General features: G+C 60.8%; 27 protein-coding genes and 1 tRNA gene. 14 read left to right on the top strand and 14 right to left on the bottom strand.

What is annotated here, in order from left to right; translation table 11 throughout:
* The first annotated feature begins 291 nt into the window (after positions 1-291).
* Positions 292-1,062, top strand: a complete 771-nt coding sequence (locus LPJGGPFB_RS09815) for an adenylate/guanylate cyclase domain-containing protein (protein WP_173419752.1) — start codon at positions 292-294, stop codon at positions 1,060-1,062.
* 116 nt (positions 1,063-1,178) lie between these two features.
* Here the strand turns inward: LPJGGPFB_RS09815 and LPJGGPFB_RS09810 are convergent.
* A tRNA-Leu gene (locus tag LPJGGPFB_RS09810) sits at positions 1,179-1,263 on the bottom strand.
* Positions 1,264-1,457: 194 nt separating this feature from the next.
* On the opposite strand from LPJGGPFB_RS09810, the gene lipB reads away from it, so the two are divergent.
* The gene (gene lipB, locus LPJGGPFB_RS09805) at positions 1,458-2,177 is read left to right on the top strand and encodes a lipoyl(octanoyl) transferase LipB (RefSeq protein ID WP_173419751.1); all 720 of its coding nucleotides are present in this window, start codon (positions 1,458-1,460) and stop codon (positions 2,175-2,177) included.
* Between the two features lie 30 nt (positions 2,178-2,207).
* Here the strand turns inward: lipB and LPJGGPFB_RS09800 are convergent, their stop codons facing one another.
* Positions 2,208-3,152, bottom strand: a complete 945-nt coding sequence (locus tag LPJGGPFB_RS09800) for a DMT family transporter (RefSeq protein WP_234902791.1) — start codon at positions 3,150-3,152, stop codon at positions 2,208-2,210.
* A 250-nt stretch (positions 3,153-3,402) separates the two neighbouring features.
* Between LPJGGPFB_RS09800 and LPJGGPFB_RS09795 the strand changes: the two genes are divergently transcribed.
* The 9 genes from LPJGGPFB_RS09795 (at position 3,403) to LPJGGPFB_RS09755 (ending at position 10,007) form a co-directional block, all read left to right on the top strand.
* The gene (locus LPJGGPFB_RS09795; RefSeq protein ID WP_173419750.1) at positions 3,403-3,801 is read left to right on the top strand and encodes a helix-turn-helix domain-containing protein; all 399 of its coding nucleotides are present in this window, start codon (positions 3,403-3,405) and stop codon (positions 3,799-3,801) included.
* 80 nt (positions 3,802-3,881) lie between these two features.
* Positions 3,882-5,009 (top strand): S-(hydroxymethyl)glutathione dehydrogenase/class III alcohol dehydrogenase, encoded by a 1,128-nt coding sequence (locus LPJGGPFB_RS09790; RefSeq protein ID WP_077498405.1) that lies wholly within the window; start codon positions 3,882-3,884, stop codon positions 5,007-5,009.
* Positions 5,010-5,142: 133 nt separating this feature from the next.
* Positions 5,143-5,583, top strand: coding sequence for a YaiI/YqxD family protein (locus LPJGGPFB_RS09785; protein WP_077498406.1), 441 nt, complete (start codon positions 5,143-5,145; stop codon positions 5,581-5,583).
* A 40-nt stretch (positions 5,584-5,623) separates the two neighbouring features.
* Positions 5,624-6,271: a DUF1345 domain-containing protein gene (locus LPJGGPFB_RS09780; RefSeq protein ID WP_173419749.1), complete on the top strand. Its 648-nt coding sequence runs from the start codon at positions 5,624-5,626 to the stop codon at positions 6,269-6,271.
* A 25-nt stretch (positions 6,272-6,296) separates the two neighbouring features.
* On the top strand, positions 6,297-7,130 hold the full coding sequence (fghA, locus tag LPJGGPFB_RS09775; protein WP_173419748.1) for an S-formylglutathione hydrolase: 834 nt from the start codon (positions 6,297-6,299) through the stop codon (positions 7,128-7,130).
* 26 nt (positions 7,131-7,156) lie between these two features.
* Positions 7,157-7,534, top strand: coding sequence for a fluoride efflux transporter CrcB (gene crcB / locus LPJGGPFB_RS09770; RefSeq protein WP_173419747.1), 378 nt, complete (start codon positions 7,157-7,159; stop codon positions 7,532-7,534).
* Positions 7,535-7,571: 37 nt separating this feature from the next.
* Positions 7,572-8,564, top strand: a complete 993-nt coding sequence (locus LPJGGPFB_RS09765; RefSeq protein WP_077498410.1) for an RluA family pseudouridine synthase — start codon at positions 7,572-7,574, stop codon at positions 8,562-8,564.
* Positions 8,564-9,229 (top strand): HAD-IA family hydrolase, encoded by a 666-nt coding sequence (locus LPJGGPFB_RS09760; protein ID WP_173419746.1) that lies wholly within the window; start codon positions 8,564-8,566, stop codon positions 9,227-9,229. The genes LPJGGPFB_RS09765 and LPJGGPFB_RS09760 overlap by 1 nt, the downstream gene beginning before the upstream one ends.
* Positions 9,222-10,007 carry an ATP12 family chaperone protein gene (locus LPJGGPFB_RS09755; RefSeq protein ID WP_173419745.1) on the top strand — a complete coding sequence of 262 codons (786 nt, stop codon included), beginning with the start codon at positions 9,222-9,224 and terminating at the stop codon, positions 10,005-10,007. The genes LPJGGPFB_RS09760 and LPJGGPFB_RS09755 overlap by 8 nt, the downstream gene beginning before the upstream one ends.
* A gap of 56 nt (positions 10,008-10,063) precedes the next feature.
* Here the strand turns inward: LPJGGPFB_RS09755 and sugE are convergent, their stop codons facing one another.
* From sugE to LPJGGPFB_RS09740, 3 genes are all read right to left on the bottom strand, one after another.
* Positions 10,064-10,378, bottom strand: coding sequence for a quaternary ammonium compound efflux SMR transporter SugE (sugE, locus tag LPJGGPFB_RS09750; RefSeq protein ID WP_173419744.1), 315 nt, complete (start codon positions 10,376-10,378; stop codon positions 10,064-10,066).
* Positions 10,379-10,630: 252 nt separating this feature from the next.
* Complete coding sequence (locus LPJGGPFB_RS09745; protein ID WP_173419743.1) at positions 10,631-11,938, bottom strand: replication-associated recombination protein A; 1,308 nt, start codon at positions 11,936-11,938, stop codon at positions 10,631-10,633.
* A complete protein-coding gene (locus LPJGGPFB_RS09740; RefSeq protein WP_173419742.1) occupies positions 11,935-13,332 on the bottom strand; it encodes a DegQ family serine endoprotease in 1,398 nt (465 codons plus the stop codon). Before LPJGGPFB_RS09740 ends, LPJGGPFB_RS09745 begins: the two co-directional genes overlap by 4 nt.
* Before the next feature lie 198 nt (positions 13,333-13,530).
* Here LPJGGPFB_RS09740 and msrP point away from each other — a divergent pair, with 198 nt between their 5' ends.
* The 3 genes from msrP to LPJGGPFB_RS09725 all read left to right on the top strand — a co-directional run bounded on the left by msrP (position 13,531) and on the right by LPJGGPFB_RS09725 (position 15,877).
* On the top strand, positions 13,531-14,472 hold the full coding sequence (gene msrP / locus LPJGGPFB_RS09735) for a protein-methionine-sulfoxide reductase catalytic subunit MsrP (protein WP_173419741.1): 942 nt from the start codon (positions 13,531-13,533) through the stop codon (positions 14,470-14,472).
* 2 nt (positions 14,473-14,474) lie between these two features.
* Positions 14,475-15,128, top strand: coding sequence for a protein-methionine-sulfoxide reductase heme-binding subunit MsrQ (gene msrQ, locus LPJGGPFB_RS09730; protein WP_173419740.1), 654 nt, complete (start codon positions 14,475-14,477; stop codon positions 15,126-15,128).
* Positions 15,129-15,277: 149 nt separating this feature from the next.
* Complete coding sequence (locus LPJGGPFB_RS09725; protein ID WP_173419739.1) at positions 15,278-15,877, top strand: histidine phosphatase family protein; 600 nt, start codon at positions 15,278-15,280, stop codon at positions 15,875-15,877.
* Positions 15,878-16,162: 285 nt separating this feature from the next.
* On the opposite strand, the gene rplQ is transcribed toward LPJGGPFB_RS09725, so the two are convergent.
* The 9 genes from rplQ to rpsE form a co-directional block, all read right to left on the bottom strand.
* Positions 16,163-16,588 (bottom strand): 50S ribosomal protein L17, encoded by a 426-nt coding sequence (gene rplQ / locus LPJGGPFB_RS09720; protein WP_077498418.1) that lies wholly within the window; start codon positions 16,586-16,588, stop codon positions 16,163-16,165.
* Between the two features lie 44 nt (positions 16,589-16,632).
* A complete protein-coding gene (locus tag LPJGGPFB_RS09715; RefSeq protein ID WP_025426686.1) occupies positions 16,633-17,643 on the bottom strand; it encodes a DNA-directed RNA polymerase subunit alpha in 1,011 nt (336 codons plus the stop codon).
* Between the two features lie 103 nt (positions 17,644-17,746).
* Positions 17,747-18,136, bottom strand: a complete 390-nt coding sequence (rpsK, locus tag LPJGGPFB_RS09710) for a 30S ribosomal protein S11 (RefSeq protein ID WP_003536496.1) — start codon at positions 18,134-18,136, stop codon at positions 17,747-17,749.
* Between the two features lie 228 nt (positions 18,137-18,364).
* On the bottom strand, positions 18,365-18,733 hold the full coding sequence (rpsM, locus tag LPJGGPFB_RS09705; RefSeq protein WP_025426685.1) for a 30S ribosomal protein S13: 369 nt from the start codon (positions 18,731-18,733) through the stop codon (positions 18,365-18,367).
* A 231-nt stretch (positions 18,734-18,964) separates the two neighbouring features.
* Positions 18,965-19,543: an adenylate kinase gene (locus LPJGGPFB_RS09700; protein WP_173419738.1), complete on the bottom strand. Its 579-nt coding sequence runs from the start codon at positions 19,541-19,543 to the stop codon at positions 18,965-18,967.
* Complete coding sequence (secY, locus tag LPJGGPFB_RS09695) at positions 19,540-20,880, bottom strand: preprotein translocase subunit SecY (protein ID WP_065785913.1); 1,341 nt, start codon at positions 20,878-20,880, stop codon at positions 19,540-19,542. The genes LPJGGPFB_RS09700 and secY overlap by 4 nt, the downstream gene beginning before the upstream one ends.
* A gap of 233 nt (positions 20,881-21,113) precedes the next feature.
* Positions 21,114-21,584 carry a 50S ribosomal protein L15 gene (gene rplO, locus LPJGGPFB_RS09690; protein ID WP_115420480.1) on the bottom strand — a complete coding sequence of 157 codons (471 nt, stop codon included), beginning with the start codon at positions 21,582-21,584 and terminating at the stop codon, positions 21,114-21,116.
* A gap of 13 nt (positions 21,585-21,597) precedes the next feature.
* On the bottom strand, positions 21,598-21,801 hold the full coding sequence (gene rpmD / locus LPJGGPFB_RS09685) for a 50S ribosomal protein L30 (protein WP_025426681.1): 204 nt from the start codon (positions 21,799-21,801) through the stop codon (positions 21,598-21,600).
* Between the two features lie 12 nt (positions 21,802-21,813).
* Complete coding sequence (rpsE, locus tag LPJGGPFB_RS09680) at positions 21,814-22,383, bottom strand: 30S ribosomal protein S5 (RefSeq protein ID WP_025426680.1); 570 nt, start codon at positions 22,381-22,383, stop codon at positions 21,814-21,816.
* Positions 22,384-22,452: the final 69 nt, after the last annotated feature.

Raw genomic sequence — 22,452 nt, 5'->3', positions numbered from 1 at the left:
GCGGAGCGCGCCAAACATAGCTATCGTCCGCCGTGGTGTCCGTGCGGAACGCGAAGTGAAGGCCCCGCCGCGACGTATATTTATCGCTCTTTCGCAACCACCGACGCATCGACAAGGGCGAAGGGTCCGGCCTGCCGCAGTCAGCCGGCCTTTTGCAGTGGCAGACGGACAGCGGACGTGTCCGTCTTATCGTCGCCTGAGAAAAACTTCGAGTTGCCAAAGGCAATTGAATATTAGAAGTTTGCTTGTGCGCCACCAATAAGTCTGCGCGGCGCGGCGAGACTGCAGCACATGACGACTGCCCCTTCCCTCGCGCCTACCCATAACAGCGCCAGCATCTGCCGGGGCTGCTGGGATCAGATGCGCGTGCCGATCCCGATCCGCGGGGCGTTTGCCCTTCCCTTTCGGGCATTCGGCATCACCCGAAGCAAGATGAACCCGAATATCTGCACGATCTGCGAACGCTCCTTTCGCTACGTCAAGAAGCAGCGCCACATAAGTGCCCACGCAACGATCCTGTTTGCCGATATGCGAGGGTTTACCTCCCTTTCCGAGCGAACAGAGGCGATCGAGCTGAGTGAGATTGTCAGCCTGTTTCATGATCGATGCGCGCAGGCGATCTGGGCGCATGATGGCATCGTCAACAAGCAGATGGGCGACGGCCTGATGGCGATCTTCAATTTCCCGATCGAGATCAAGGACCACGCTCGTGCTGCGGTCAGGGCGGCGGCGGATATACAGCGACATTACACCGATGCACTCAACGGCCTGAGTTCCGATCTGAAGGAATCACGCGACCACCGGCTCGGTGTTGGTGTGGGCATACATACGGGCGATGTCGAGATTGGTGAGTTTTCAAGCTTCCGCAGCGATTTCACCGCGATCGGCGGCACCGTCAATCTCGCCGCACGGCTCGAATCCCAAGCTGCCGCCGGTGAGATCCTCGTGTCAGCCGAGACGGCTGCGCAGGTGCCGGATTTCCTGAGCGCGTCCGAGACCAGGCTGCTTTCACTGAAAGGCCTGGAGCACCCCGTTGAGGCACGTATACTCACGACGAATTGACGCTGGAGGCACACGGGAGCAGATAAATCCGATCCCACACCGGGTCCTGATGCGCCACACCGACAAAGCTAAGCATAGGGATAAAAACAAAAAAACCTGCCGAAGCAGGTTTTCTTTGGTGCGGTCGAGAAGACTCGAACTTCCACGGGTTGCCCCACAGCGACCTCAACGCTGCGCGTCTACCAATTCCGCCACGACCGCATCGTGGTAGGCGCCGAATTGCTCCGGCGGGGCTGCATGTAGCAAAAGCCCCTGGGGTGCACAAGGGCATGACGACAGAAATTTGACGAGAAAAGAAACTATTTCAACAGCCTCCTCGCGAAACCCCGCAAACGCTGGACTCTTGTCGCGCGCCGTCCCATGTACAGGGCATCAAAATAGGAATGCAGACGGAAATGCAGCGCGAAAATCTGAGCCAGGACATGTTCGCCCCCCCGGAATCACCCCCGGTTCGCTGGCGGATTGCCCCTCACCTCGTCGATTATCCACAGGCAATCGAAACAATGGAGCGCGAAGCGGCGGCCATAGCCGCCGGCACCGCGGACGAACTCGTCTGGCTGGTGGAACATCCGCCACTTTATACTGCAGGCACCAGCGCCGATGCGGCCGACCTCGTCATGCCCGACCGCTTCCCGGTGTTTGCGACGGGACGGGGCGGCGAATACACCTATCATGGGCCGGGCCAGCGGGTGGTTTACGTGATGCTCGACCTCAAGCGCCGTCGACAGGATGTACGCGCCTTCGTCGCCGCGCTCGAGAGCGTCATCATCTCCTCGCTCGATTCGATGAACGTGAGGGGTGAACGCCGCGAAGATCGCGTCGGCGTCTGGGTGCGCCGGCCGGAGAAGCCATCGCTTCCCGACGGGTCGATGGCAGAAGACAAGATCGCGGCGATCGGCATCCGCTTGCGCCGCTGGGTGAGTTTTCACGGCTTTTCGCTCAACGTCGATCCGGACCTCGACCATTTCGGCGGCATCGTGCCGTGCGGCATCCGCAGCTATGGCGTGACCAGCCTGGTCGACCTCGGCCTGCCGGTGATGATGCCGGATGTGGACATGCGTGTTCGCGAGGCGTTCGAGACGGTCTTCGGTCCGACCCGCAACGACGAATCCTGAAACTAGGCTTGCTGCAGGCCGGCCCCCGTATCACGTTGCTTCGATGGATCGGCCGCCGGCCTGGCGCTCGCGCCAGATCATGAACAACCCTGACACCACGATGATCGCGATGCCGAGCCATTTCGAGAGCGACGGGAAGTCGCCGAAGATGAGATAGCCAAGTGCGGTCGCTGTGACGATCTCGAAATAGGCAAACGGCGCCAGCAGGGAAACGGGTGCGGCCTGGAAGGCCTTGACCACCAGAAGGTGGCCATAGCCCGAAAGCGAGCCGAGGATGATGACGAGCACCCAGCCGAGCGACGTCTTCGGCAGGGACGGCTCGAAGTCGGCGACGCCCAAGCCGTCGCCTATCGCAATCACGCCCACCATGAACAGCGTTCCGCCGATACCGGCAATCGTCTGCATCGTCAGAGGACTGTCGGCCGTTCCGACCGCACGGTTCAAGAGAAGATAAAACGCAAAGACTGTGGCGCAGGCGACCGGTAGCAACGATGTTGCCCCGAACGCTGCGAAGCTCGGCTGGATGACGATCATCGCGCCGGCAAAACCGACGGCGATCGCCAACCACCGACGCCAGTCTACCCTCTCGCGCAGGATCAACGCCGACAGGCACGTCAGGATAAACGGCTCGACGAAATAGATCGCAAACACATCGGCGAGCGGCATGTACTTCACCGAAATGAAGAAGAACAGGGCTGCTGCCGCCAAGAGAATCCCGCGCAGCAGGTTGAGCCAGAGCCGTTTCGGTCGCAGCGCCCTCACGCCACCAATCGTCAGGAGCAAGGGCAGCGTCGCGACAAGCTGGAAAAAGAACCGATAGAAGGTCACCTGTGCCGGCGCCATGCCCTCGACCACCGCCATGTATTTGGCAATCACATCCATGCCCGGCAGGATGACCATGGCAAAAAGCATGATGGCGACGCCCTGCATCACGGTGTTCTGGGGAGTGGCTGCTGTCGATACCGGCGCGGTCATGGGCTTTTTCCGATTTGGTTGCGCCACCTTAGAACGTTAGCGGCGCTTTTCAACGCATGCGGGCGCGACACGAAAGAGCGGATTTCATGGCCCGGGCCGCTTTTGACCGTGTTTTTGCCGCTCCGGGGTGGTCCGCAACGGCCCGAATGCCTATAAGCTCACGTCATCTTCCGCCCCGGAGGAGAAGTTCTCCCACTTCTCCGATCAGAAACCGGGACCTTTGAACGTGACCGTGGCAAAGGAGATATCCATGCGCTTGTCCACCGAAACGATGATTGCCCGCCTGCGCGAACCCGGCGACGGAGATACGCTGGGCGGACGCATCTGGCGCGCACGTGACGCGGCCAATCTTTCGACCAAGGATCTCGCCGATCAGCTCGGCGTCCGGGTGGAAACAGTCGCCGCCTGGGAGCGCGACCGGGCGGAGCCACGCACCAACCGCCTGTTCATGCTCGCCGGCGTATTGGGCGTCACGCCCGCCTGGCTGATCGCCGGCATGGGCCGCGCGCCTGATGACGAGACGAAGACCGCTTCTGGCGAAAGCCTTCGCGAGCAGCTTGCGCTCGTCAAGAAATTGCACGAACAGACCGGCAAGGCCATTGCCGCTCTTGAGATGGAACTCAATCGCGTCCAACAGACTATTCGTTAGTTCATTGCCGATTCCAACGGGCGACATTGGTCACTGCGCCGATGCCGCCCGAAGTCATTGTTAATCCAAGGAGAAAATAGATGGATGTACGCGCCGCCGTCGCCGTTCAGGCAGGCAAGCCGCTGGAAGTGATGACCGTTCAGCTCGAGGGCCCGCGAGCCGGAGAAGTGCTGATCGAAGTCAAGGCCACCGGGATCTGCCACACCGACGATTTCACGCTGTCGGGTGCCGATCCCGAAGGTCTGTTCCCGGCGATCCTCGGCCACGAGGGTGCCGGCATCGTTGTCGACGTCGGTCCTGGTGTTACCTCGGTGAAGAAGGGCGATCATGTCATCCCGCTCTATACACCGGAATGCCGCTCCTGCCCGTCGTGTCTGTCGCGCAAGACCAACCTGTGCACCGCGATCCGTTCGACCCAGGGCCAGGGCCTGATGCCGGACGGCACCTCGCGCTTCTCGATCGGCAAGGACAAGATCCATCACTACATGGGCTGCTCCACCTTCGCCAATTACACCGTGCTGCCGGAAATCGCCGTCGCCAAGGTCAACCCCGACGCGCCGTTCGACAAGATCTGCTACATCGGTTGTGGTGTCACCACCGGTATCGGTGCCGTGATCAACACCGCAAAGGTCGAGATGGGCGCGACCGCGATCGTCTTCGGTCTCGGCGGTATCGGCCTCAATGTCATCCAGGGCCTGCGTCTCGCCGGTGCCGACATGATCATCGGTGTCGATCTCAACAACGACAAGAAGGCCTGGGGCGAGCGCTTCGGCATGACCCATTTCGTCAACCCGAAGGAAGTCGGCGACGACATCGTGCCCTACCTCGTCAACATGACGAAGCGCGGTGCCGACCAGATCGGCGGCGCCGACTACACCTTCGACTGCACGGGCAACACCAAGGTCATGCGCCAGGCGCTCGAAGCCTCGCATCGCGGCTGGGGCAAGTCTGTTGTCATCGGCGTTGCCGGCGCCGGCCAGGAGATCTCCACCCGTCCGTTCCAACTCGTCACCGGTCGCAGCTGGATGGGCACTGCCTTTGGCGGCGCACGCGGCCGCACCGACGTGCCGAAGATCGTCGACTGGTACATGGAAGGCAAGATCGAGATCGATCCGATGATCACCCACACCATGCCGCTAGAAGACATCAACAAGGGTTTCGAGCTGATGCATTCCGGCGAAAGCATCCGCAGCGTGGTTCTCTACTAAGCGCCAACTGAGCAATTCCAGACGGAAACCGTTTCGCACTTTTCCGGGAATTGCTTAGTAATCCGATTCAGGAAGGCGCCGGAATCAATTGTATTCCGGCGCTTTTTCAGTCCCGTTGAGAAGTTGATTCAAGATGATCTATGTCGATGCCGATGCCTGCCCGGTGAAGGCGGAAGTGCTGAAGGTGGCCGAGCGCCACGGCTTCGAAGTGACCTTCGTCGCCAATTCGGGGCTGCGTCCGTCGCGCGACCCGATGGTCCACAACGTCATCGTCTCGGCGAGTTTCGACGCTGCCGACGACTGGATCGCCGAACGCGCTCATGAAGGCGATATCGTCGTGACCGCCGACGTACCGCTTGCGGTCCGCTGCGTGGCTGCCGGCGCTTTCGTCACCGGCCCTTCCGGCCGCGTCTTCGACAAGAGCAATATCGGCATGGCATCCGCCATGCGCGACCTTGGCCAGCACCTGCGCGAGACCGGCGAAAGCAAGGGCTACAATGCCGCATTCACGCAACGCGACCGTTCGACCTTCCTTGAGACACTTGACCGACTCGCACGCCAGACGAAAAAGTGAGGCGGGCGTCACCCCGCGATGGATCGCAAGGGCATTTTCGATGACAGCGACGACAAAGCTCAGGCATTGGCCGTTCTACACCGCATCGCTATGCGCCTTCGTCAGCCTGCCGGTTACATGGTTCTTCGCGCCAAGCTATATGCTCGAGGTCGCGGCGATTGCCTTCTTCTGTGTCTATCTCGTCCTGAGCGGCCGAAGGCTGCGAATGATGACCGGCAAACACCTCAAGACGCACGCGCGAAACACCGACGAACCGGAATCCGTCATCTTTCTCGTCACCTTCGGAGCGGCCGCCACGGCGCTGATCTCGCTGTTCTTCGCGCTCAACGGCGAAAGCAAGGGGCCGACGCTCGAGCTGGCGCTGGCCTTTGCCTCCGTCGTCTTGGGCTGGGCAACCATTCACGTGATGGCAGCGATGCACTATGCCCACGTTTACTGGGTGCCTGACGACAGCGGGCAGCCCCCCACCCCGCAGCGTGGCCTCGATTTCCCCGAGACGCCGGAACCGGGCGGCTACGATTTTCTCTATTTTTCCTTCGTGATCGGCATGACCGCCCAGACGTCTGATGTCGCCATCACCACCACGGCGATGCGGCGCATCAATCTGATGCACGCCATCGTTTCCTTCTTCTTCAACACCGTGCTTGTTGCCGCCGCGGTCAACGCGGCCGTGCAACTCGCCGGTTGAACCCACGATATCCCAGGAGCATTTGATGAAAGTCCTTTCTCAGAACACCGCGTTCGGCGGCATGCAGGGCGTCTTCTCGCACGAGTCAGAGGCCTGCAAGGGCGAGATGACGTTCGCCGTCTTCGTGCCCCCGCAGGCGATCAAGGAGCCGCGGCCGGTGCTCTGGTATCTTTCGGGCCTCACCTGCACCCATGCCAACGTCATGGAAAAGGGCGAATACCGCCGCATGGCCGCCGAGCTGGGGCTGATTATCGTCTGCCCCGACACCAGCCCGCGCGGGACGGAGGTACCGGACGAACTCACCAACTGGCAGATGGGCAAGGGTGCCGGCTTCTACCTCGATGCCACGCAGACGCCGTGGGCCGAGCACTATCAGATGTACAGCTACATCACCGAGGAGCTGCCGGCTTTCGTCAGCCAGCATTTCCGCGTCGACATGAGCCGGCAGGGCATTTTCGGCCATTCGATGGGCGGCCATGGCGCAATGACCATCGCGCTCAAGAACCCCGACCGTTTCCGCAGCTGCTCGGCCTTTGCACCGATCGTCGAACCATCGACGGCCGACTGGTCGATCGGCGCCTTCGAGAAATATCTTGGCGAGGACAAGGCCGCCTGGCGGCAATATGATGCCTGCGCGCTGGTCAAGGACGGTGCCCGTTTCCCTGAGTTCCTCATTGACCAGGGCAAAGCCGACAGCTTTCTCGACAACGGCCTGCGGCCGTGGCTCTTCGAAGAGGCCATCAAGGGAACCGGTATAGGCCTCACACTGCGCATGCACGAGCGCTACGACCACTCCTATTACTTCATCTCGACCTTCATGGACGACCACCTGAAATGGCACGCCGAGCGGCTGGCCTAAGACAGAGGGAATAGCGGGAGTATCCAATGTCCAACCTTCTGCTTGTCGGTGCCGGCGGCGCCATCGGATCGATGGTCCGCTATCTCGTTGGCCTCTGGACGCTTCACCGTTGGGGGCCGGGCTTTCCCTGGGGAACGCTCGGCGTCAACATCACAGGCTCCTTCCTCATCGGCCTCTTGGCCGAGTTGATCATGCGCAAGTTCGGTGCTTCGGCGGAGATGCGGCTGTTTCTGATCACCGGCGTGCTCGGCGGCTACACGACCTTTTCCGCCTTCTCGCTGGACACGATCACGCTGTTTGAACGTGGCGATGCCGCACTTGCCGTCACCTATATCGCGGCAAGCGTCGTGCTTTCGATCCTGGCGGTCTTTGCCGGGCTGGCCCTGATGCGCGCAATGGTCTAAAGGCTGCCTCTAAAGAACAGGAAGCAGGTTCGCTGAGATGGCAGGCATAGAACACAAGCAGGTGGACGGTGACGAGGCGGGTATGCGCCTCGATCGCTGGTTCAAGGTACATTTTCCCGGGCTGGGTTTCGGTCCGCTGCAGAAGCTGCTGCGCTCGGGCCAGATCCGTGTCGATGGTGGCCGCGTCAAATCCGATACGCGGCTGCAGCCGGGCCAGACGGTCCGCATCCCTCCGCTTAACGTCGACGCGAAGGAAGTGAAGACAGGCCCGATTGCCGGGCGTGATCTTCGCCACTCGCCAGACGGTGAGCTGTTGTCGCGCATGGTGCTGCATGAGGACGCGAAGGTTATCGTGCTCAACAAGCCGGCAGGGCTTGCGGTGCAGGGCGGCTCGGGCGTCAACCGGCATATCGACAAGATGCTGGAGGCCTGGACCAACCAGCGCGGCGAAAAGCCCCGTCTGGTTCACCGCCTCGACCGCGACACTTCAGGTGTGCTTGTCATCGCGCGCACCCGTGGCGCGGCGCAGAAACTGACGGCTGCCTTCCGAGAGCGCGACACCAAGAAGACCTACTGGGCGCTGGTCAAGGGCGTTCCGCGCAAGCGCGAAGACCGCATCTCCACCTGGCTGGTCAAGGAGCAGACGCCGGACGGCGACCGCATGCGCATCGCCAAACATGGCGAGGACGGCGCCGACCACGCCATTTCCTACTACCGCATTCGTGAGCAGGCCGCGCAGAACCTCGCCTGGCTGGAGATGGAGCCCTATACCGGCCGCACCCATCAGCTTCGCGTGCACGCCTTGCACATCGGTCATCCGATCCTTGGCGATCCCAAGTATTTCGACGCCGATATCAACTGGAGCCTGCCCGGCGGCATGCAGAACCGTCTGCATCTGCACGCGCGCCATATCGATATCCCGCATCCGGACGGTGGTCGCCTGCGTGTGACCGCGCCGCTGCCGCCGCACATGGTCCAAAGCTGGAACCTGCTGGGCTTCGAAGAGAACGAGCCTGGCGAGGACGACTGATGAAACTGGCGCTTTTCGATTGCGACGGCACGCTGGTCGACAGCGGCGGTCTCATCCATGAAGTGATGGCACGAACCTTCGAAGCCTTCGCGCTGGATCGCCCTGAATTGTCGGCGACCAAAGGCATCATCGGCCTGACGCTCGATATCGCCATTGCCCGCCTGCTCGGACGCGATCATGTCGACGACCAGGCGTTGGCAATGACAGCGCACTACAAGGCGATTTTTGCCGGCGTTCGTGCGGAAGCCGGCTTTCAGGAATTGCTGTTTCCGGGCATCGCAGCGATGATGCAGACGCTTTCCGGTCGCGACGAGCTGCTGATCGGAGCCGTCACTGGCAAATCGCGCCGCGGCCTGACGCATATCGCCGAGACCCACGGCTTTAACAGGATGTTCTTCGTGTCGCGTACCGCTGACGACTGCCCTTCAAAACCGCATCCTGCCATGGTGACGGAATGCTGCTCCGAAGCGGGGATCGATCCGCGCGATACCGTCGTCATAGGCGACGCGATTTATGATATGCAGATGGCAAAGGCTGCCGGTGCCGCCGCCATCGGCGTTGCCTGGGGTTACGCTGGCGTGCCCGACCTCGTCGAAGCGGGCGCCGATTATATTGCCCGCACGCCGGCCGATATCATTGAGTGGATGGAACACTATCATGCCTGATATTCGCGATGAACTCATCGGTGCGCTGAGCCACGAGGACCCGGTCCGGCGTGCGCAGATCCAGATGCTGAAGCCGCTGCCCAAGCGCTTCTACAAGGACGTCAGCATTGGCGTGGCGGACGACGGCGGCCACAGCGTCCTGCTCGACGGCCGGCCGGTTCGCACGCCAGCCAAACATCCCCTTGCCGTCCCGACCCTCAAGCTTGCCGAAATGCTGGCGGCCGAATGGGACGCACAGGCCGAGGTCATCGATCCCGCCAAGATGCCGGTCACCCGTATCGCCAACACGGCGCTCGACGGCGTGGCGAAGGACCAGCGCTCAGTTTTCGAAGACATTCTGCGGTTTGCCGGAACCGACCTGATCTGCTACCGCGCGTCCAGTCCGGAAGGGCTCGTCGAACGGCAGAACGTCGTCTGGAATCCTGTGCTCGAATGGGCCGCCCAGTCGCTCGGCGCTCGCTTCATTCTGGCCGAGGGTGTCATTCACCAGGAACAGCCAGAAGAGGCGATCACCGCCTATGCCGAAAGCCTGCGCGCCTTCGCGACGCCGCTCGGCCTCACTTGCATCCACACAATCACGACTTTGACAGGCTCCGCCCTGCTCGCGGTCGCTTTCGCATCCGGCAGGCTGACGGCCGAGCAGGCCTGGGCGGCTGCCCATGTCGACGAAGACTGGCAGATCGAGCATTGGGGCACGGACGAGGAAGCGTTCAAGCGCCGCGAGCTCCGCTGGCAGGAGATGCAGGCGGCAGCAGCCGTTCTCGACGCACTGCGATAGCAGTGCGTCGGAATACAGTAATATCCAAGCCGTAGCGGCAGGCGCCTAACGTGGCGTTAGGCGGCAAGCTTCAGGCCGGCAATGCCGGTGACGATCAGCGCGATGCAGCCGAGACGGACAAAGGTCGCCGGTTCGGCGAAAAGAACGATGCCGAGGATGACGGTGCCAACAGTGCCGATACCGGTCCAGACGGCGTAGGCCGTGCCGAGCGGCAGGGTTCTGACAGCAAGGCCAAGCAAGGCGATGCTGACAACCATCGATCCAGCGGTCAGGACCGTCGGCACCAACCGCGTAAAGCCTTCAGTGTATTTGAGACCGATTGCCCAGCCGATTTCGAGGATGCCGGCAAGAAAGAGGATTAACCAGGCCATTTCAAACTCCTAGAGAGTGGAGCGAGGCCGTCCCCGCGGATGTTCGGTATCCAATACCGTGCAGCCGTCTGCAACACGGTCTCTATCTCATGGTTCGCGGGCGACAGCAAGATATGCCGCGGCAAACCAGCCCTGCACGACCGGCAATGCTTGGTTCTTTCCAAAGTTGAAGCGGTTTTCGGCCTCGCGATACTTGGGACCGGGGATGGAGCGCCCCGAGCATTCCGTCTTGGACCAGGTCCCAATTGTCTCTTAGCTTCGCTCGCGACGCAGCTTTGCCCACCATTCCAATCGTTTGCGGATCTCGCGCTCGAAGCCTCGCTCCGGCGGATCGTAGAAAGTTCTGCGCCCCATCTTTTCCGGGAAATAGTCCTGGCCCGAGAACGCATCCGGCTCGTCGTGGTCGTAGCGGTAGCCGTCGCCGTAACCCTCACCCTTCATCAGCTTGGTCGGCGCGTTGAGAATATGCTTCGGTGGCAGCAGAGAACCGTTTTCCTTGGCAGCCCGCATGGCGGCCTTATAGGCCATGTAAACGCCGTTCGATTTCGGCGATGTCGCGAGATAGACGCAGGCCTGGGCGAGCGCCAGCTCTCCTTCCGGCGAGCCGAGGTAATCGTAGGCGTCCTTGGCGGCATTGCAGATTGCCAGCGCCTGGGGATCTGCAAGGCCGATATCCTCCACCGCCATGCGAACGAGGCGCCTTCCGAGATAGAGCGGGTCCTCGCCGGCATCGAACATCCGGCAGAGATAATAGAGGGCGGCATCCGGGTCAGAGCCGCGCACCGATTTATGCAGCGCCGAGATCAGGTTGTAGTGACCGTCCTGGCCCTTGTCGTAGACGGGCGCTCGCCGCTGCACGATCCGCTGCAGCGCTTCGACGTCGAAGATCTCGTCGCGTCGCGCCGCACGCCAGACTTCTTCGGCCAAAGTCAGCGATGCCCTGCCGTCGCCATCGGCCATGCGAATGAGGCTTGCTCGGGCGTCCGCGTCGAGCGGCAGCGGCTTGCCTTCCGTTTCTTCCGCGCGCTTCAGCAATTCCTGCAGGCTCTCTTCACCATGCGGCTTGAACGTCAGAACGCGAGCGCGCGACAAGAGAGCGGCGTTGAGTTCGAAGGATGGGTTCTCCGTCGTTGCCCCAACCAGAATGACCGTGCCGTCTTCCATCACAGGCAGGAAGCTATCCTGCTGCGCACGGTTGAAACGGTGGATCTCGTCGACGAACAGCAAGGTCTGCCGGCCGGACATCCGCCGCGCCCGCGCCGATTCGAAAACCTTCTTGAGATCTGCGACACCGGAAAAGATCGCCGAGATCTGCTCGAAAGCCAGCCCCGCCTCGCCCGACAGCAATCGCGCAACCGTCGTCTTGCCGGTACCGGGCGGCCCCCAGAAGATCATCGAGCCGAGCGATCCCGATGCAATCATGCGCGTCAGCACGCCGTCCTCGCCCGTCAGATGCTCCTGGCCGGTGACTTCGGACAGCGTGCGTGGACGCAGACGATCGGCAAGCGGCCTTGCCGAGGTCATTTCCGGCGGTTCCGAGGAGGAGAAGAGGTCACTCATCGGAAGAACTGACGAATGATCTGGCCGTCACGCTCAATTTCAACGCGCCAGAAGGAGGCACCCTCGCCCATGACGCTTTCCAGCGTCTTCGAGCTGTCGATCGCAGCCCCGTTGACGGACCGGATGATATCCTTCGGCGCCAGGCCGATGCGTGCGGCGGGCGAGCCGCGGTTGATTTCGGTCACGACGACACCCTGCAACGAGGTCGACAGGCGCAGCTCCTCCGCCAGTCGAGGCGAGAGATTTGCGACAACTGCACCGGCAAACGGATTGCGGCCCTCAATAAGCCGTTCATCACGCGGCGACGTCTCCGGTGCCCGGTTGAGCTTCAGGCTGACATCGTGCGGCTTGCCGTTTTCCGAAACCGTGACGCGCGCCTCATGGCCGATGCCGACGGTGGTCAAGCGATAGCCAAGAGCATCGGGATGTTCGACGGCGATACCATTGACGGCCGTGATCACCTGCCCCGGCTTGATCCCGGCCGAGGCCGCCGGCCCACCATTGACAACGGCGGTCACGAGCGCACCACGCGCACGATCGAGCCCGAGCGCTTCTGCGACTTCCGATGTCACAGGCTCAAAAGACGCGCCGATGAATGGACGCACGAACGAGCCATTGCCGCCCTCGGCGGATGCGACAAAAACCTTCACCAGATTGGCCGGAATGGCAAAGCCGACGCCGTTGGAGCCGCCACCCTTGGAGAAGATTGCGGTATTGATGCCGATCAACGCGCCGTTCATGTCAATCAGGCCGCCGCCGGAATTGCCGGGGTTGATGGCCGCGTCCGTCTGGATGAAGAAGCCGAAATCGCCCGACGACACCTGATTGCGCGCAAGCGCCGAAACGATGCCGCTGGTTACGGTCTGGCCGACGCCGAAGGGATTGCCGATCGCCAGCACGATGTCGCCGACCTCGACCGCGTCAGAATCGCCAATCGGAATGACGTCGAACGGCCCATCGGACTGGATCTTCAGCACCGCGAGATCGAGGCGATCATCCTTGAGCATGATCTTGCAGGGATATTCACGGCCATCGGCGAGCGCCACCTTGATGTCGTCGGCGCCTTCGATCACGTGATTGTTGGTGACGACGATGCCGTTCTTGCCGACGATCACCCCGGAACCGAGCGATGACTGCTTCTCACTGCGGTTTGGCATGCGCTGCCCGAAGAACTCCTCGAAGAAGGGATCGCCCGAGAAGATCGATCGACGCTCTACCACGCGCTCGGCATAGACATTGACCACAGCGTTCGCTGTCTGCTTGACCAACGGCGCGAAGGAAAGCTGCATTTCCGTGCGCGATTGCGGCACGGTCTTCGCATCCTGAGCAATTGCCGGACAGGACAGAGAGACAGCAAGAACGAGCGTTGCAAGCGCTCTTGAACCAAAGATCATATGACGCATTCTCCTATTCGTCGCGGCTACGTTCAGATAGGATTTCGCAGGAAAAAAGGCAAACGTCGCCAAGACATACGCAAATCAGTTGGCATCACGCGCAACGCACGAAAACGTGGTTATCCGCCTCTTTCTCAGTGATCGAAACTCTGGTCAGTTTGAGCAGACAAGACCCACACCTTCAAAGCGGAAAAGATCATGCCGGCCTATCGTCCACCGAGAATCGCACCATCCGAAATCACACCGGAGCGCTGCTTTCTTTCACGACGCACATTTCTGGCAACGACTGCTGGCGCCCTGCTCGGCGCGGGCGCGGGTGCTGCCCAGGCGGCCGCCCTTGCGGCACCAAAAGGCAAATACACCGTCGACGAAGATCTGACACCGGAAGCCGACGTCACGGGCTACAACAATTTTTACGAATTCGGGACCGGCAAGGCCGATCCTGCCGCAAATTCGGATGCATTCAAGCCGACGCCGTGGACCGTGAAGGTCGACGGTCTCGTCGCCAAGCCGAAGGAGTTCGGGCTGGAGGAGCTTCTGGCGCTTCCACTTGAGGAACGTGTCTATCGGATGCGGTGCGTCGAAGCCTGGTCGATGGTTATTCCCTGGACCGGATTTCCGCTCGCGGCACTCCTCGACAAGGTCGAGCCGCTTGGTAGTGCCAAGTACGTCTCGTTCGAAACCGTGGTGCGCCCGGAGCAAATGCCCGGCCAATCCGGCTTCTTCCAGCCGCTGCCCTGGCCCTACCGCGAAGGCCTGCGCCTCGACGAGGCCCGTCACCCGCTAACCATTCTCTCGGTCGGCGTCTATGGCAAGACCCTGCCCAACCAGAACGGCGCGCCGATCCGGCTCGTCACCCCCTGGAAATACGGCTTCAAGGGTATCAAGTCGATCGTGCGGATCTCGCTGACGGAAACACCGCCACCTTCGACCTGGAACCTCTCGGCGCCGACCGAGTATGGCTTTTACGCCAATGTGAACCCCGCCGTCGACCATCCGCGCTGGAGCCAGGCGACAGAAAACAGGATCGGCGGCGGCGGCTTCTTCGGTGCCAACCGGCGCGACACACTGCCTTTCAACGGCTATGCGGACGAAGTCGCCGGCCTTTATGCCGGCATGGACCTGAAAGCGAATTTCTGACCATGGCCAAACTGCCAGCCCTGCCAAAACGCTTCCACACGGCGTCCGTCTGGGCACTGTACTGGCTCGGTCTCTGTCCGGCGCTTGCTGCCTTCTATCTCGGCGCGGCCGGGCGGCTTCCGGGAAATCCGGTCAAGGAATTCGAGCATCTGCTGGGCATCTGGGCGCTGCGCTTTCTGGTCGCCACGCTGGCGATCACCCCGATCCGCGACCTCTTCGGGATCAACTGGCTGCGCTATCGACGTGCCCTCGGGCTGCTCGCCTTCTACTACGTCGCCATGCACTTCCTGGCCTATTTCCTGCTCGACCAGGTCTTGAACATGCCCGCCATCATCGCCGACATTTCCAGGCGCCCGTTCATCACCATCGGAATGGCCGGTCTGGTGATGCTCATTCCGCTGGCGTTGACATCGAACAATTGGTCGATCCGACGCCTTGGCAGCCGCTGGAACCAGTTGCACAAGCTCGCCTATGTCATCGCTGCGGCGGGTGCATTGCATTTTGCCATGTCGGTGAAGGTGGTCGGTCTCGAGCAGATGACCTATCTCGCGCTCGTCGCCTTGCTTTTGGGATGGCGGCTGGTGCGCAAGCCCTATCTGAAGCGCAAACGGCAGGCCAACCCGCCGCACCGACACGCAAAGGATGCCGTAGCGTAGGCGGTACCCTGCTGTACCTTGAACAAGATCCGTCATGCCGTATCGAAGACTGCCGCCATGACGGGACGGCCGCTTCGCGCCAATTGCGGTCATCAATCGGCCATGCGAATGTCCATTCTTGTATTTAGTCGTTTAAGAGGGGCATTCGCGTGTCGAATATTTACCTGTTGCGGCATGGTGAAACCATTTGGAACACACTCGGGAGGTTTCAGGGCCAAATGGACTCGTCACTTACTCCGAGCGGTATCGATCAGGCAGATTTCGTCGCAAGAATTCTCTTTCACGAGATCGCTGATGCCGCTCAGTCGTCCGTGATGGAAGTCAGTCCCCTTGGCAGAACTCGCGAGACCGCGCGCAGGGTTCAACGTGTGCTTTCCGTCCCAAGCAGCGAAGATGCCCGGCTCATGGAGGTCACGCTTGGCTCATGGGACGGGATGACCACATTTGAGATCAACTCGGAGTTCCCCGGCTATCTCGACGGTTCCGATGCTTTCGATTGGTATTTCAAATCACCTGATGGTGAGAACTTCGACCATGCTTGCAACCGTGCGAAAGCATGGATTGCAGATATCGGGCGTCCGACGATAGCGATATCACACGGCTTGTTCGGGCGAATTATCCGAGGCGTCTACGCAGGCCTATCGAAACGAGAAATGCTGGAACTCCCGGTCCCGCAAGACGGCTTCTATCGCCTCCATGACGGTGTATTTTCCTTCGTCGACGGTTTATGTGTGCCAGCCTCGATATGAGGCCCATTGGCCTCTTGGGGCCAACAGAAGCCGTCGGGCATAGATGGCCCTGTCGGACAATTCCACTGCAAGAGACCCTCAACCTGGCACTGCCTCTGGCCGTTGACCACGGCGGTAGGCGTGCTGGTTACATTCGCAAGCGGATCGGCGGCGCAGTGTCTGTACGTCCCGATCAGCGAGGCTGATGGTCTGGCTGTAAGACGCGGCCTCACCGAATGATCGGACATAAAAAAGCGGCCGGGTGACGAACACTCGGCCGCTTTCAATTCAATCAGCCTGAAATAATCAGGCTGCTTCTGCGGCGTCAGCTTCAGCTGCGACGCGAGCGCGATCCTTCGCACCCTTTGCATCGGTGTCGCGGTCAACGAATTCGATGACGGCGAGAGCAGCGTTGTCGCCCTGGCGGAAGCCAGCCTTCATGATACGCAGGTAGCCGCCGTTGCGGGTGGCGTAGCGCGAAGCGATCGTGTCGAACAGCTTGGCAACGACAACAGCGTCGCGGATCTGCGAGATCGCCTGACGACGAGCATGCAGGTCGCCGCGCTTGCCGAGGGTGACGAGCTTTTCAACGATCGGGCGGATTTCCTTAGCCTTCGGCAGGGTCGTAACGATCTGCTCGTGCTCGATCAGCGAAGCTGCCATGTTGGCAAACATCGCCTTGCGGTGGCTGGCGGTTCTATTCAGCTTGCGGCCGGCTTTACCGTGGCGCATTGCTATTCTCCTTCACTTGCAGGCATCTGCCCGCAGTCTAATGGTTAGTATTGGTCTTCGTAACGCTTGGCGAGATCTTCGATGTTCTCAGGCGGCCAGGACGGCACTTCCATGCCGAGGTGGAGGCCCATGGAAGCGAGAACTTCCTTGATTTCGTTCAGCGACTTGCGACCAAAATTCGGCGTGCGGAGCATTTCTGCTTCGGTCTTCTGAATGAGGTCGCCAATGTAGACGATGTTGTCGTTCTTCAGGCAGTTGGCCGAACGGACGGAAAGCTCCAGTTCGTCGACCTTCTTGAGAAGCGCCGGGTTGAAGGCGAGTTCGGTGACAGCCTCTTCCTCTGCTTCCTTCTGCGGCTCGTCGAAGTTGACGAAAACCGACAGCTGGTCCTGAAGGATACGGGCCGCAAACGCGATCGCATCTTCACCGGTGACGGAACCGTCCGTCTCGATGGACATCGTCAGCTTGTCATAATCAAGAACCTGGCCTTCGCGGGTGTTTTCCACCTTGTACGAGACCTTCTTGACCGGCGAGTACAGGCTGTCGACCGGGATGAGGCCGATCGGAGCATCTTCCGAACGGTTGCGGTCAGCCGGAACGTAGCCCTTGCCGTTGTTGACGGTGAACTCCATGCGGATTTCAGCGCCCTCGTCGAGGGTGCAGATCACATGGTTCGGGTTGAGGATTTCGATGTCGCCAACCGTCTGGATGTCACCGGCGGTTACAACGCCCGGACCCTGCTTGCGCACAACCATGCGCTTTGCGTCGTCGCCATCCATCTTGATGGCGATTTCCTTGATGTTGAGCACGATGTCCGTCACGTCTTCCCGGACGCCCGGGATAGAGGAGAACTCATGCAGGACGCCGTCGATCTGCACCGCGGTGACAGCAGCACCGCGAAGCGACGACAACAGCACGCGACGAAGCGCGTTGCCGAGCGTCAGACCAAAGCCGCGTTCAAGCGGTTCCGCGACCAACGTTGCCTTGGTGCGGCCCGAGGAGATGAACTCCACCTTGTTCGGCTTGATCAGTTCCTGCCAATTTTTCTGGATCATGTTTTGTGCCTTCCGTTCGTTGTCACCATCCAATCGTGACAACCGAGCCCCGAAGTCCGGGAGCGCGCCGAAGCGCCCTCACCGGCATTTTGAACGCAAATGATCAGACGCGGCGCTTCTTGCGCGGGCGGCAACCGTTGTGCGGGATCGGGGTCACATCGCGGATCGAGGTGATCATGAAGCCCGCTGCCTGCAGTGCGCGAAGAGCGGATTCACGACCGGAACCTGGGCCGCAAACTTCGACTTCAAGCGACTTCATGCCGTGTTCCTGAGCCTTCTTGGCGCAGTCTTCAGCGGCGATCTGAGCGGCAAACGGGGTCGACTTACGCGAGCCCTTGAAACCCTTCGCACCGGCAGACGACCAGGCAATTGCGTTGCCCTGTGCGTCGGTGATGGTGATCATGGTGTTGTTGAACGACGAATTGACGTGCGCTACGCCAGACGTGATGTTCTTGCGTTCGCGACGGCGAACGCGGGTGGCTTCCTTGGCCATAGGATCCCTTTCTTAGATCTCTGCACCGCCGTAATTCCAGCGGCTCCACCGGGAAAGGAATTTTCGTCCCCTGCCCTGCTTCTTCAGTTTCATCCAGGACCGGAGGAACCGGCCCTGCAGGTATTTCACGAAACCGGTCCGGCTCCGCGACGGTCGGGCATCGCCCTTCCCAAACTGCAAAAGGAGGCCGGCGCGTGCGCCAGCCTCCCAATCTCCCTATTCGGGAAATTACTTCTTCTTACCGGCGATCGCCTTTGCCGGACCCTTGCGGGTGCGGGCATTGGTGTGGGTACGCTGACCGCGCACCGGCAGGCTGCGGCGATGACGCAGGCCGCGGTAGCAGCCCAGGTCCATCAGACGCTTGATGTTCATCGACGTGTCACGACGCAGGTCACCTTCAACCTGGTAGTCGCGGTCGATCGTTTCGCGGATCTGAAGAACTTCAGCATCCGTCAACTGATGCACGCGGCGATCAGCCGGAATACCGACCTTCTCGACGATTTCCTGTGCGAATTTCGGTCCGATCCCGTGAATGTAGGTCAGCGCGATAACAACGCGCTTTGCCGTCGGGATGTTGACGCCAGCGATACGTGCCACGTCTATTCTCCTTGCGTTCCAGTTGCCATCCGGCAATAGGTGCTTCGTTACGCGGCCTCAAGAGCCGCACGTTGATTGAGGTTCGAGACACGTCAAAAACGACCGTACCCGGACTTCGTTTCGTTGAAGACCGCGCCGATCGCTCCCATGTCGCGAGTTGGCGCTGTCTTTGGCGGAATCAGCCGGAAAAGTCAACTCCCCGGCGGTTCCTTTTCGGCAAAGACCCAGGGTCTAGGCCAGAATCTTCTCGATCTGTGCTGTCACGGCGTCCACATCGGCCATGCCATCAATCGTCTTCAGCTCACCAGTGCCGGCATAGTGCTCCGACAAAGGTGCGGTCTTTTCGCGATATTCCGTAAGCCGACGCTTGAAGGCTTCCGGATTGTCGTCCGATCTGACCGATCCGCCCGCAGCGATGGTTTCCGCTACGCGATTCTCCATGCGCTTTACAAGCGCCGTCTCGTCGACCTTGAGCTCGATCACTGCGTCGAGCTTCAAGCCCTTGCCTTTGAGCATCTGGCCGAGAGCGACCGCCTGCGGAACCGTGCGCGGATATCCATCGAGGATAAAGCCGTTGGCACAATCCGGCGCATCGATCCGGTCCGACACGATCTCGTTGACGATCGCATCAGAAACGAGCTGGCCGGCGTCCATGACAGCCTTGGCCCGCTTGCCGACTTCGGTCGCCTGGGCGACGGCCGCCCGCAACATGTCACCTGTGGAAAGCTGCGGAATACCGTACCTCTCCGTCAGAAGCTTGGCTTGCGTCCCCTTGCCAGCTCCGGGCGGTCCCAAAAAAATCAGTCTCATCGTCCCCTCTTCCCTCCGCGCAGCTTCGACTTCTTGATCAGCCCCTCATACTGCTGAGCAATGAGGTGACCCTGGATCTGTGCTACCGTATCAAGGGTAACGCTGACAACAATCAAAAGCGACGTACCACCAAGGTAGAACGGCACGCCGGTCTGCGCGATGAGAATTTCAGGCAGAATGCAGACGAAGATCAGGTAGATCGCGCCAAGCACGGTGATGCGCGTCAGGACGTAATCGATGTATTCGGCGGTGCGCTCGCCCGGACGGATGCCCGGAATGAAGCCACCGTGCTTCTTCAGATTGTCGGCCGTGTCCTTCGGGTTGAAGACGATGGCCGTATAGAAGAAGGCGAAGAACGCGATCATGCCGCCGTAGAGCACCATGTAGAGCGGCTGGCCGTGGCCGAGCGCGCTGACGATCGACGTCGCCCAGCCGGGCAGCGTCGCGGTGTTGGCAAAGCCAGCAAGCGTTGCCGGCAGCAGCAGCAGCGACGACGCGAAGATCGCCGGGATGACGCCCGCGGTGTTGAGCTTCAGCGGCAGGTGCGAGGTGTCGCCCTGGAACATGCGGTTGCCGACCTGGCGCTTCGGATACTGGATCAGAAGCCGGCGCTGGGCGCGTTCGACGAAGACGATGAGCGCGATAACCGCAACGATCATGACGATGATCGCCAGAATCAGAGGGGTCGACAGCGCGCCGGTGCGGCCGAGTTCGAGCGTGCCGGCAAGTGCGGTCGGCAGATGAGCGACGATACCGGCGAAGATGATCAGCGAGATCCCGTTGCCGATACCACGCGACGTGATCTGTTCGCCGAGCCACATCAGGAACATCGTGCCGCCGAGCAGCGAAATGACCGTGGAAATGCGGAAGAACCAGCCTGGATCGTTGACGAGGCCGTTGCCGCTCTCAAGGCCGACGGCAATGCCATAGGCCTGCATGACGCCGAGAAGCACCGTGCCGTAGCGGGTGTACTGGTTGATAATCTTGCGACCCTGCTCGCCTTCCTTCTTCAGCTGTTCCAGCGCCGGAACGACGGAGGTCATCAGCTGAACGATGATCGAAGCAGAGATATAGGGCATGATGCCGAGCGCGAAGATCGCCATGCGCTCCACTGCACCGCCCGAAAACATGTTGAAGAGGCCGAGGATACCGCCGCTCTGGCCCTGGAAGGCCTGCGCGAACGCGTCCGGATTGAGGCCTGGCAGCGGGATATAGGTGCCAAGACGGTAGACCAAAAGCGCACCAAGCGTGAACCACAGTCGTTTCTTCAGATCTTCCGCCTTGGCGAAAGTCGAGAAATTCAGGTTCGAGGCGAGCTGTTCCGCTGCAGAAGCCATGCAATTCTCCGCGTACCAAATCTCGGAATCAGCGGGAGTACCCTGTCCGTTCCGGAAGGACTAACTTTTCGTCTTGAAAACCGGACGCGAGGCGATTGTGTCTGCAATCGGATGCCTCACCGTGGTTTCCGCTATGTCCGCCGAGGCGAGCGATTCGCCATCGCGGACGTGAGGCTCACATATGGGAGCAAAACCGCCCGGAGTGAAGCACCCCGGGCGGTTGATCAGTAATATTATTCGGCAGCAGCCGAAAGCAGCTTGATGGAGCCGCCAGCCTTTTCGATCTTTTCGATCGCCGACTTGGAAGCGCCTGCAACTTCGAGCGAGATCTTCGCCTTCAGTTCGCCATCGGCCAGCACGCGAACGCCGTCCTTTTCGCGACGGATCACGCCGGCAGCCTTGAGAGCTGCTGCATCGACGGACTTCGAAGCGTCAAGCTTCTTGGCGTCGATTGCCGTCTGGATGCGGCCGAGCGACACGACAACAAACTCCGAAGCGAAGATGTTGTTGAAGCCGCGCTTCGGCAGACGACGGTAGATTGGCATCTGGCCGCCTTCGAAGCCGTTGATGGCAACGCCCGAACGAGCCTTCTGACCCTTCACACCGCGACCGGCAGTCTTGCCGGAGCCGGAGCCGATGCCGCGGCCAAGACGCTTGCGGTTCTTGGTCGAGCCTTCGTTGTCCTTGATTTCATTCAGTTTCATGAGCTTATCCCCCTCACTTCTCGTCGACGACGCGAACGAGGTGCTGGACCGACCGGATCATGCCGCGAACAGCTGGGGTATCTTCCAGCGTGCGAACCCGGTGCATCTTGTTGAGGCCCAGGCCGATAAGCGTCTGACGCTGTACGGCCGGACGGCGAATGGGGCTACCGATCTGCTCGACGGTAACCGTCTTCGCAGCGTTTTCTTTCTTAGCCATCTGTCAGCTCCCTTATTCTTCGGAAGCAGCGCCGGAGGAAACACGACGAGCCTGGAGCGTGGCGTACTTCATGCCGCGCTGAGCTGCGATGTCCTTCGGGTGCATCTGGTTCTTGAGGGCGTCGAACGTTGCACGAACCATGTTGTACGGGTTCGACGAGCCGGTCGACTTAGCGACGACGTCATGAACGCCGAGCGTTTCGAAGACGGCGCGCATCGGACCACCAGCGATGATACCGGTACCGGCCTTGGCCGAACGCAGCAGCACCTTGCCGGCGCCGTGACGGCCGTGAACGTCGTGATGCAGGGTACGACCACCACGCAGCGGGACGAAGATCAGGTCGCGCTTGGCGGCTTCCGTTGCCTTGCGGATGGCTTCCGGCACTTCGCGCGCCTTGCCATGACCGAAGCCAACGCGGCCCTTCTGGTCGCCAACGACGACGAGAGCTGCGAAACCGAAACGACGACCGCCCTTCACCACCTTGGCGACGCGGTTAATTGCTACGAGCTTATCGACAAATTCGCTGTCGCGCTCTTCGCGGTTCTGGCGATCTTCGCGAGAACCCCTTCTTTCCTGTGCCATTGTCCTTTTCCTTTTTCTTTTCCGGGTGCAATCGGCAGATTGACAAAAGTCGCCCCCGTCACATGGATC

This window comes from Ensifer adhaerens, assembly GCF_013283195.1.
Classification (GTDB): domain Bacteria; phylum Pseudomonadota; class Alphaproteobacteria; order Rhizobiales; family Rhizobiaceae; genus Ensifer; species Ensifer adhaerens_G.
The sequence above is the reverse complement of the archived record's forward strand: the minus strand, read 5'-3'. Positions and strand labels throughout refer to the sequence as shown.